We start from the raw sequence: 320 nt of genomic DNA, 5'->3' as shown, positions 1-320 counted from the left end.
CGCCTTCCCCTTCAGGGTCTCGTACTCTCCCGCAGTGATCGCACCGGAGTCGAGCAGCGCCTTGGCCTTGGTGATGTCGTCGGCGGGCGACGCCGTGCCGGCGGTCTCGCGGATGTAGGCGGTCTGCGCCTCACGCAGAGCGCCCATCTCTGCCGTGCGGCGCTCCGCCATCCCCTGTCCCCGGGCGATGAGGTAGACGAGGGCGGTGAGGAACGGCAGGAACACCAGGAAGATGATCCACACCGCCTTGAGCCAGCCGTTGAGCGACTGGTCGCGGAAGATGTCGCCGATGATCGTGAACACGACCATCAGGTAGGAGA

At 66.2% G+C, this 320-nt stretch carries 1 protein-coding gene; it reads right to left on the bottom strand.

What is annotated here, in order from left to right:
• Positions 1-320, bottom strand: a 320-nt coding sequence (locus SB658_RS22830; RefSeq protein WP_410602525.1) for a PLD nuclease N-terminal domain-containing protein, incomplete at both ends; no start/stop codon positions are given.

The organism is Bacillus sp. SIMBA_008 (assembly GCF_046535495.1).
Taxonomy (GTDB): Bacteria; Bacillota; Bacilli; order Bacillales; family Bacillaceae; genus Bacillus; species Bacillus subtilis.
Note: the sequence above shows the minus strand (reverse complement) of the source record. Positions and strands in the feature narration are given on the sequence as shown.